2 protein-coding genes are annotated in these 10,976 nt (G+C 68.5%); both read left to right on the top strand.

Features of this window, described 5'->3' with window-relative positions; all coding sequences use genetic code 11:
* Positions 1–6,669: a type I polyketide synthase gene (locus tag CMC5_RS26965; protein WP_050433115.1), complete on the top strand. Its 6,669-nt coding sequence runs from the start codon at positions 1–3 to the stop codon at positions 6,667–6,669.
* Between the two features lie 55 nt (positions 6,670–6,724).
* Positions 6,725–10,960 carry a non-ribosomal peptide synthetase gene (locus CMC5_RS26970; protein WP_050433116.1) on the top strand — a complete coding sequence of 1,412 codons (4,236 nt, stop codon included), beginning with the start codon at positions 6,725–6,727 and terminating at the stop codon, positions 10,958–10,960.
* Positions 10,961–10,976: the final 16 nt, after the last annotated feature.

The raw sequence follows: 10,976 nt of genomic DNA on the forward strand, positions 1-10,976 counted from the left end.
ATGAGCAACTCGACCGAAACACCCGACCCTCAGGCACGCCTGCGAGAGGCCATCCTCGCGATCCACAAACTCCGGACGCGCCTCGACGCCGTGGAACGCCAGAAGACGGAGCCGATCGCGATCATCGGTGTAGGCTGCCGCTTCCCGGGTGGCGCTTCGACGCCCGATCGCTTCTGGAGCCTGCTCCGCGACGGCGTGGATGCGGTCGTGGAGGTCCCGGCTGCACGCTGGGATGCGGACACCTGGTACGATCCGACGCCTGGCGCACCGGGCAAGATGTACGTGCGCGAGGGAGGGTTCCTCGAAGGCGCGGTGGATGCCTTCGACGCGGATTTCTTCGGCATCTCGCCGCGCGAGGCGGCCGCGATGGACCCACAGCAGCGGCTCCTGCTGGAGGTGGCACGGGAGGCGCTGGAGCACGCGGGTGAGGTGCCTGAGAAGCTCGCCCGGAGCGCCACGGGCGTGTTCGTGGGCGTGATGGGCAATGACTACTCGCGCTTGCAGATGCGGAACGGGGATCCGCGCCGCATCGGGCCGTACACGGGTACGGGCTACGCCTGGAGCTTCCTCGCCGGACGGGTGTCGTATCTTCTCGGGCTGCAGGGGCCCAGCATGGTCGTGGACACGGCGTGCTCGTCTTCGCTCGCCGCCGTCCACCTCGCGTGCAGCAGCCTGCGAGCGGGCGAGTGTGATCTGGCGCTTGCGGGAGGGGTGAATCTCATCCTGGCGCCGGAGTCGAGCGTGGTCATGTGCCAGCTCCAGGCGCTGGCCAAGGACGGACGGTGCAAGACCTTCGACGCCGCGGCCGACGGCTACGGACGCGGCGAGGGGGCGGGCGTGATCGTACTGAAGCGTCTCGGCGCTGCGCTCGCCGCGGGAGACCGGGTGCTCGCAGTGATCCGCGGCTCGGCCGTAGGTCACGACGGGCCGAGCGGTGGTCTGACGATCCCGAATGGTGCCGCGCAGCAGGACGTCATCCGGCGCGCGCTGGCGAATGGGAAGGTGGCGCCCTCCCAGGTGAGCTACGTCGAAGCTCACGGGACGGGCACGTCGCTCGGCGATCCGATCGAACTTCGTGCGCTCTGGTCCGTGCTCGGCGAGGGGCGCGCGCCCGAGCGGCGACTCCGGGTGGGTTCGGTGAAGACGAACTTCGGGCACCTGGAAGGGGCCGCGGGGATCTCGGGCCTCATCAAGGTGGTGCTCGCGCTGAAGCACCAGCAGATCCCCCCACATCTGCACCTGAAGAAGCTGAACAGCTACATCGCCTGGGACGAGATGCCGGTCGACATCCCTCAGTCGCTGTCGTCCTGGGAAGTGCCAGAAGGGGTAAGTCGGATCGGGGGCGTGAGTTCGTTCGGGCTCTCCGGAATCAATGCCCACGTCGTCCTCGAAGAGGCGCCCGCGCAGGCTGTGCCCACGGATGAGACGACTGTTGGACCGGTGCTCTTGCCACTGTCTGCCCGCAGCGAAGGGGCGTTGCGCGAGCTCGCACAAGCCTACGTCCCTGTGCTCTCAGGCGAGGGGCCGTCGCCCAAAGACATCGCGGCGACCACCGCCTTGCGGCGCGCCCACCACGAGCATCGGCTGGCCCTCGTGGGCGCGACGCTCGCGGAGTTGCGGGAGCAGGTGGAGGCCTTCCTCGCTGGCGAGGCGCGCGTTGGAATGTCATCCGGCGTCGTGCCGGCCGGGGTGTGTCGCAAGGTGGTCTTCGTCTATCCCGGGCAGGGATCGCAGTGGGTCGGCATGGGCCGCGAGCTGCTCGAAAGCGAACCGGTGTTCCGCGAGGCCATGGATCGCTGCGAAGCGGCCATGAAGCCGTGGGTCTCCTGGTCGCTGAGCGGCGTACTACGAGGAGACGGCGCCGAGTTCGACCGCGTCGACGTGGTGCAGCCCGTGCTCTTCGCGCTCGCGGCTGCCATGACGGCGCTGTGGCGCTCGTGGGGGGTCGAACCCGACGCGGTGGTGGGACACAGCCAGGGCGAGATCGCCGCCGCGTATGCCGCGGGTGCGCTGACCCTGGAGGACGCCTCACGGATCGTCTGCGAGCGCAGCAGGCTCGTGGCCACGGCTGGAGGGAACGCCGGATGCGGCAAATACGGGATGGGCGTGGTGGAGCTGTCCTGGCAGGAGGCCGAAGCGCGACTCTCGGGGCTCGAAGGCCGGGTCGCCGTGGCGGCGCACAACGGGCCACGGTCCACGGTGCTGAGCGGCGAGACGGAAGCGCTCGACACACTGATGGCACGCCTTAACGAGGAGGGACGCTTCTGCCGCCGCGTGAAGGTGGACTACGCATCGCACAGTCCGCAGATGGATGCGCTCGAACCCGAGCTCCTGCACATGCTCCAGGGCATCACGCCCCGCGCGGAGAGCACGACGTTCTACTCGACGGTGACCGGCGAGCCGCGCTGTGGCGCAGAACTCGACCCGACCTACTGGGCACAAAACATCCGCAGGACGGTGCGCTTCACGGAGACCGTGGAGCGGCTCTCGCGGGATGGCTACGAGGTCTTCCTCGAGATCAGCCCTCACCCTCTCTTGACGATGGAGGTCGAGGCCAGTGTGGGTGAGTCGGGGCGTGTCCTGGCGCTACCGTCACTGCGGCGCGGCGAGCCGGAGCGAGCGTCCATGCTGGGCGCGCTCGGCGCGTTCCATACCGCGGGGTACCCCGTGAACTTCGAGCGGCTCTGTTCGCGTGGAGGAAGGTTCGTCGATCTGCCCACGTACCCCTGGCAGCGGCAACCTTACTGGCTCGAGGACGATGGCGGAGATGGCTGGGCTGGCGCGGCGCCCCCCGGTGCCAGGCAGAATGCGACGTCACGACACCCCCTCCTCGGCGACGTGCTGCACGCGTCGCTGGAGGGAGGCTCCCATTTCTGGGAGCGGGATCTCGCGACGGATCGCCTGCCGCTCCTCGGCGATCACCGCGTGCAGGGCGCCGTTGTGATGCCCGCCGCGGCCTACCTGGAAATGGCGCTCGCGGCAGCAGCGGAGGCGCTCGATGGCGCGACGCCCGTCGTGGAGGGCGTGGCGTTCCACAAGGCGCTCTTCGTCCCGGAGAGTGGCGCACGCAGGCTCCAGGTGGTGGTCACGCCCGAGCTGGGAGCGACCGCTTCGTTCCAGATCGCGAGCGCACCGCCCGGGGAGCAGGCCTGGACGATCCACGCGACCGGCAGCGTGCGACTGGATGGGGGCTCCGCACAGGCGAGAGGTCATGCGGATCTGGCTGCTATTCGCGCTCGGTGCACCGAGCGCGTGAGCGGGGCCGAGCACTATGAGACCGCCCGCGCGCGTGGCCTCGACTATGGTCCCAGCTTCCAGGGTGTCACTGAGATCGCCCGCCGGGATGGTGAGGCGCTCGCCGCCATTCATGGCCCTGAGGTCATCGCGACGGAGGCGGTCGCGTACGGGATCCACCCAGCGCTCCTCGACGCGTGCTTCCAGGCTGCGAGCGCCGCTGCGCCGCGAGCCGTCGATGGGGATCAGGCGTGGTTGCCTGTCCATCTCGACCGATTCCGTCTGGTTGCACGACCGAGCCCCAACGGCGCCCTCTTCAGCCACGCCGTGGTGCATCCTGCTACTGGAGACGAAGGATTCATCGCCGACGTCGAGGTCCTCGATGCCGAGGGAAAGCTCGTGGCCGAGGCGCGGGGCTTCAGGGCAAAGCCGCTCGAGCAGCTCGGCGGAGATCCCATCGGAAGCTGGCTCTTCTCGCTGCGCTGGGAGCGCCGGGAAAACTCGCCAGCACCGATGTCCCGCGGCACGGGCCGCAGTGCCGCAGAACGAGGCGCATGGCTCGTCTTCGACGAGGGGCAGGGTATCGGATGCGCGCTGACCGCTCGGCTCGAAGAGCGCCATGAGCGGGTCGTGACCGTGACCCCTGGGACCACCGGCGAAGGGCTCGCGCGGGAAGCAGAGGATCGTTACCGGCTCGACCCGGCCTTTTCGCAGGGCTTCCGCAATCTGCTCGCGGAAGCCTTCCAGGGAATGTCGCCTGCCGGGGTGCTCTTCGCCTGGAGCCTCGGCGCCCCCCCCTCCGATGACACCGGCCTCACGTGGCTGCACCGCGCCGAGGAGCTTGGCCCCGTGAGCGCGCTGCACCTCGTGCAAGGGATTGCCGAAGCGGGCTGGAGCGTTGCGCCACGGCTCTGGCTCGTCACGCGAGGTGCGGTTCCGATCGGTGATGGGCGCGTCGTACCCGCCATGGCGACGATGTGGGGCCTTGCCCGGACGCTCGCCTACGAGCATCCGGAGCTTCGATGCACCGCCATCGATCTCGATTCCACAGGTGGCGCGCAGGAGATCCCCACGCTCCTCGCCGAGTTCGAAGCGGCGGATCCCGAGGATCAGGTGGCGCTGCGCGGTGGAGAGCGCTTCGTGGCCCGTCTTGCACGCACACAGACGACAATGGACGGCAACCCCAGCGCGCCCTCGGCGATCCGCGCAGAGGTTGGCCAGGTCTCGTTCCGCCTCGAGATCGATGCGCCAGGCGTGCTGGACAACCTCGTGCTGCGCGAGTCGGTGCGGCAGCCCCCAGGGCCGGACGAGGTCGAGATCGAAGTCCGCGCCGCTGGGCTCAATTTCCTCGACGTCCTCTCGGCCATGGGGATGCGACCGGATGTCGAGCCTGGTGGTGTTCCGCGGCTCGGCGGTGAATGCGCCGGCACGGTGACGGCGGTCGGTGAGCGGGTGGACTTCCTCCAGCCGGGCGACGCGGTGATCGCGCTCGCACCACACAGCATGGGCTCCCACGTCACCACGGCTGCAACGTTCGTGGTCAGGCTGCCAGCAAACCTCGGCTTCGAGGAGGCCGCAGGTATCCCCATTGCTTTCATGACGGCGTACCACGCGGTGTGTCGCCTGGGGCAGCTGGGCCCGGGCGAACGCGTCCTGATCCATGCCGCGTCGGGTGGCACGGGGCTCGCGGCGGTGCAGCTCGCGCGACGGTGCGGCGCCGAGATCTTCGCGACTGCAGGCAGTGAGGAGAAGCGCGCGCTCCTTCGCGCTCAGGGCATCGAGCACGTCATGGACTCGCGATCTACGTCCTTCGCCGACGAGATCCTTCGCGCCACTGGCGGCAAAGGGGTGGATGTGGTGCTCAACTCGCTCACGGGCGAGGCCATCCCCAGGAGCCTTGCCGTCCTCGCGCCCTACGGCCGGTTCCTCGAGATCGGCAAGCGGGACATCTACGAGAATCGCCGTCTGGGGCTCGCGCCGTTCCAGCGAAACCTCTCGTACTTCGCCGTGGACCTGGCGCGCATGCTCGTCGAGCGCCCGGAGCGCTGCGGCGCACTCCTCCGCGAGGTCGTCGGTCTCTTCGCGTCCGGCGAACTCTCACCGCCCCCGACGAGCCCCACCCCGATCGCCGAGGCAGCCGAGGCGTTCCGGCGGATGGCGCAAGCAAAGCACGTGGGAAAGATCGTGCTGCTCTGCAACGATCCTGGGCCCGTCGCACCGCTCCGCCGCGGGCAGCTCCGGCCAGACGGGACTTACCTCGTGACCGGAGGCCTGGGGGGCCTCGGCCTTGCGCTCGCGGAATGGCTGGTCGGCGAGGGCGCACGGCACCTCGTTCTCGTAGGTAGGAACGCGCCGAGCCCAACGGCCCATGAGGTCATCCGTCGCCTGGAGACGGCAGGTGCGCGGGTCTTTGCAGGTCGCGCCGACGTCGCCGACCGCGTTGCGCTGGCCGATCTCCTCGCCGAGGTGCGGCGGACTTCGCCCCCCCTGCGAGGCATCTTCCATGCAGCCGCGGTGCTGGATGACGGCATCGCGCTCGAGCTCGATCGGGCGCGCGTTCGCCGGGTCATGGCGCCCAAGGTCGACGGAGCGTGGAACCTGCACAGCCTGACGCAGGACGACCCGCTGGATCTGTTCGTGCTTTTCTCGTCCGTGGCTTCCGTTCTCGGCTCGCCAGGTCAGAGCAACTATGCGGCTGCGAACGCTTTCCTCGACGCCCTCGCCCACGAGCGCCGTGCGATGGGGCTGCCCGCGCAGAGCTTCGACTGGGGCCCGTGGGCCGAGGTGGGGCTCGCGGCCCAGCAGGACAACCGTGGCGCGCGGCTCGAGGCCGAAGGGATGGGAAGCATCTCACCACGGCTCGGCCTGGAAGCCCTCCGGCGGCTGCTGCATGAGGATCCCGTACAGCCGGTGATCGTGCCGCTGAATCTCGAGCGCTGGCGGGAGAGTCAGCCAGGGATCGCGAACCGACCGCTGCTCTCGGCTCTTCTCGCCGCGACGGTAGCGCAGACGCCCCGTGAGCGTAGCGAAGGTTCGTTGCGCCAGGAGCTGCGCAAGATGCATGTCGATGAGCGCTCCGCGCGGATGGAGGTCCACCTGCGCGAGCAAGTGGCGAGGACACTGCGCGCCTCTCCCACCCAGATCCGTTCCGATCTCCCGCTCCACCGCATGGGCGTCGACTCACTGATGGCGATGGAGCTGAAGAAGCGTATCGAAGCAGAACTCGGCGTGACCGTCCCGGTGGTGAAGCTGCTCAAGGGCCCCAGCCTCGCGGAACTCGCAGGGCAGCTCCTCGAACTCGTCGCCGCCGAGGAGGTGCTCGACGCGGTGATCACGAGCGGCACTCAGGGCGGCGCGCTCGGGTCCGAGGCTCTGGGCGATGCCGAGAGCGTCGCTCCCTCCGAGGACGAAGAGATCGAGGTACTCCAGTTCTGAACGGCAGAGACGGGGGAGCACGTGGCAACCCGAGGAGTGACGAGGTGATTGGTCGATGAGCGTCATGGCCTTGCTGACGGACCTGGCGAAGCGGAACGTCCAGATCTCGGCGACGGGTGAGCAGCTCGATGTTCGGGCACCGAAGGGGGCGCTCACCCCGGAGCTGCGCGAACAGATCGCAAAGCACAAACCGGAACTCCTCTCGTTCCTGAAGCAGCGATCGAGCGACAAGGAAGCGCAGAAGCTGCCAACCGTCTTGCCCGAGCCGGCGCGGCGCCACGAGCCGTTCCCGCTCACGGACATCCAGCAAGCGTACTGGATCGGCCGCAGCGCGGTCTTTCACCTCGGTGACGTGTCGATCCACATCTACTGGGAGCTCGACTGCCAGGGTCTGGATCTCGACCGGCTGGGCGCTGCGTGGCGACAGGTGATCGCACGCCACGACATGCTGCGCGCGGTCGTGCTATCCGACGGGCAGCAGCAGATCCTGCGCGAGGTCCCCGCCTACACGATCGAGGAGGAGGATCTCCGCGGCTGCCCGCAAGCGGAGGTCGACATGGCGCTCGCTGCTACCCGCGAGCGCATGTCCCATCAGCTCTTCCAGGCCGATCAGTGGCCCATGTTCGACGTGCGGGCGACGAAGCTCGACGGCGATCGCACGAGGTTGCACGTGAGCGTCGACCTCCTGCACGTCGACGGGGGGAGCCTGTTCATCCTGAACCAGGACTGGGTGCAGGCCTATCTCACGCCGGAAAGGCCCCCCCCGGCGCTCGAGCTGTCGTACCGGGACTACGTGCTCGCCGAGGTCGCCCTGCGCGAGACCGAGCTTTACCGACGCTCGCTCACCCACTGGCGCGAGCGCGTGAAGACGCTGCCACCCGCGCCGGCACTGCCGCTCGCCAGGGACCCGGCCACGCTCTCGAAGACCCGCTTCGTGCGCCGTACCGAGCGGCTCTCGGCCGAAGCATGGGGCCGCGTGACCGCACGCGCGTCCGCGCTGGGGCTCAGTCCGTCGGCTGTCTTGCTCACGGCATACGCCGAGGTCCTCGCCGCCTGGAGCAAGCACCCTAGCTTCACGATCAATGTCACCCTGTTCAATCGCCTTCCTCTCCACCCCCAGGTGAACAGCATCATTGGCGACTTCACGTCGATGATCCTGCTCGGTGTCGATGCCGCGGTGGTCGAGACCTTCGCGGCGCGGGTGGGTCGCGTGCAGGAACAGCTCTGGAGTGATCTCGAGGCGCGCTATGTCAGTGGTGTCGAGGTGCAGCGCGAACTGGCGCGGGCGCAAGGGACTCCGTCCGCGAACATGCCCGTCGTCTTCACGAGCATGCTGAACCTCGGCGGGCAGGGCTACCGCCCCCCCGAGACCGTGTGGAAGGCGCTCGGTGAGCTGGTGTGCAGTTTGACGCAGACGCCGCAGGTCTGGCTCGATTGTCAGGCGTTCGAGGACGACGGGCAGCTCATCTTCTTGTGGGACGCCGTGGAGGATCTGTTCCCGCCAGGGATGCTCGATGCGATGTTCACGGCGTTCTGCGATTTGCTTGCGCGGCTCACGAAGGAAGAGGGCGCGTGGCAGGGAGAGCCCGCGGCCCAGCGGGTATTGCCGCCGGAGGAGCAGCTCGAGCTACGAGCCCGGATGAATGCGACCGATGCGCCCGTTCCTGACGAGGTGCTGCCATCGCTGCTCGCCGCACAGGCTTCGCGCCGGCCCGATGCGCCGGCGGTGATCGCATCCGATCGGACGCTCTCGTATCGCGAACTCGTCCGCAGCGCATGTCAGCTCAGCCACGAGCTCGTCGCACAGGGCGTCCGTCCCGGAGCACTCGTCGCAGTCGCAGCCGAGCGAGGCTACGAGCAGGTGATCGCCGTCTACAGTGTGCTCTGCGCGGGCGCCGCTTACCTGCCCATCGATCCGGAGGTCCCCGCCGAGCGGCTGCGTTACCTGCTCGAGCAGAGCGAGGTCAGGGTAGCACTCACGCAGCGGCATCTCGACGCTCGGCTCTCGTGGCCTGAGGGGTTTCAGCGCGTGCTCATCGAGGCCAATCCAGACGGCCCCCACGCCGACGCGCCCGCTGCGATGCCCAGGCCAGACGATCTCGCATACGTGCTCTATACGTCCGGCTCCACGGGGCTCCCCAAGGGTGTGATGATCGAGCACCGCAGTGTGGTGAACCGCATCCTCGACGTGAACGAGCGCTTCGAGATCGGCCCTGCGGACCGTGCTATTGCCCTCACGGCCCTGCACCACGACCTCTCGGTGTACGACCTCTTCGGAGTGATCGCTGCGGGAGGTACGATCATCGTGCCAGACGCCGCATCCGCCCGTGATCCGATCCACTGGGCCGAGCGGATGGTCGCCGAAGGCGTGACGCTGTGGAACTCGGTGCCCGCCTTCTGCGAGATGCTGACCTCGGCGATGGAGCACGAGGAAGCGAAGATCACGTTCCCATCGCTCCGGCTGGTGCTCCTCGCCGGGGACTGGATCCCGGTGACGTTGCCGCGCAGGCTCTGGGCGCTGGCCAGCAGCGCGCGATTCATCAGCCTGGGGGGGCCCACCGAGACGACGGTCTGGGACATCTGCCATCCGGTCGACCGTGTGGATCCGGACTGGCCGAGCATCCCGTACGGCAGGCCCATGCGGAACGCTCGCTACCACGTGCTGAACGAGGCGCTCGAGCCGTGCCCGACCTGGGTCCCCGGCCAGCTCTACATCGGTGGCGTCGGACTCGCGCGTGGCTACTTCCGCGACGAGGCGCGAACACAAGCGAGCTTCATCCTCCATCCCCGGACCGGTGAGCGCCTCTACCGCAGTGGCGACATGGGACGCTACCTGCCGGATGGGGAGATCGAGTTCCTCGGCCGCGAGGACTTTCAGGTGAAGATCCAGGGCCAGCGCATCGAACTCGGTGAGATCGAGGCGACGCTCGCGCGGCACCCCGCGGTCCGCCACGCGGTGGCGATGGTCGCCGGCGACGGCGTGAAGCGACTCGTGACCTACGTGGTCCCCGTCCAAACAGATGGGTCCGCCGCCCGGCCGGACGGCGCGCTTCCGGGCACCGCAGCGCTCGAGTCCTCGCAGGCGGGTGTCCTCTCCGATCCGCTTGAACGCGTGGAATTCAAGCTCCGGCGTCTCGGGCTCCGACCCATCGAGCCGAACATGACCACCTTCGACCTCGGCAAGCTCACCGAGGACGAAGCAAAGTGGGCGCTCTATGCATCCCGCAGCACGCACCGGAGTTTCGACCCCGATCCGCTCCCGATCGAGCGTGTTGGTCGGCTGCTCGCGAGCCTCGTATCCATCCACGCCGGCGCGCTCCCGAAGCATCGCTACCCCTCGGCGGGTGGCCTCTACCCGGTGCGCGTCTACCTTCATATCAAGCCCGGACGCCTCGATGGACTGCCGGGTGGCGTCTACTATCACCACCCGGAGGAGCACCGCCTCGTGAGGATCTCCGATGGTGAGGGGCTCGGCCCCAGCATCCATGCGCCTCCGAATCAGGCCATCGCCGAGGCCGCCGCATTTACGCTGTTCCTCGTAGGTCACCTGCCCGCGGTCCAGCCGATGTACGGCGAGGCGGCGCCCTCGTTCTGCTCGCTGGAGGCGGGCTACATGGGCCAGCTCCTCATGAGCGAGGCGACCGCCTGCAGGATTGGCCTGTGCCCGCTGGGCTACGTCGAGCCTGCGCAGGTGCGGGAAGCGCTCGCGCTGGGGGAGGACGACCTCCTGGTCCACGCGCTCCTCGGTGGCGGCATCTCGGCGACACAGGCCGAAACACTCGCTGCACCAGAGGAAGCAGCGCCGGCGCGCTCGCTCGCGGAGGACCTCACCGCGTTTCTACGGCACAAGCTGCCTCCCCACATGGTGCCTCGCGTCGTGATGCGGGATGCGCTGCCACTCACGCCGAACGGCAAGGTCGACCGCAAGGCGCTCGCCGCCATCGCAGCGACCGATGGGGCGCCGTCGAACGTGCCGTTCGTGGCGCCAAGCGACGACATGGAGCGGACCATCGCCGCGATCATCGAGGAGGTACTCCAGGCGCCGCGCGTGAGCGTGCACCAGAGCTTCTTCGATCTGGGCGCCGACTCGCGACACATCGTCCAGATCATCGGCAAGCTGCGGCAGAAGCTCGGCGTGGACATCCGGCTGACGGAAGCGTTCCAGCACCCGACCGTGAACAAGCTGGCCGCACACCTTCGCAAAGATCCGGGCGAGGACGATGCAGCACGACAGGGGCGCGATCGCGCTGAGGCGCGGCGCGCGTCGCGTGAGCGGAGGCAGCGCCGCTGAGGCGCGGCGAGAGGCA

This window comes from Chondromyces crocatus (assembly GCF_001189295.1).
Classification (GTDB): domain Bacteria; phylum Myxococcota_A; class Polyangia; order Polyangiales; family Polyangiaceae; genus Chondromyces; species Chondromyces crocatus.

Excerpts from the sequence above, each read along its gene's own strand:
- CMC5_RS26970 (WP_050433116.1), top strand. The coding sequence starts at position 6,725 with ATGAGCGTCATGGCCTTGCTGACGGACCTGGCGAAGCGGAACGTCCAG.
- CMC5_RS26965 (WP_050433115.1), top strand. The coding sequence starts at position 1 with ATGAGCAACTCGACCGAAACACCCGACCCTCAGGCACGCCTGCGAGAG.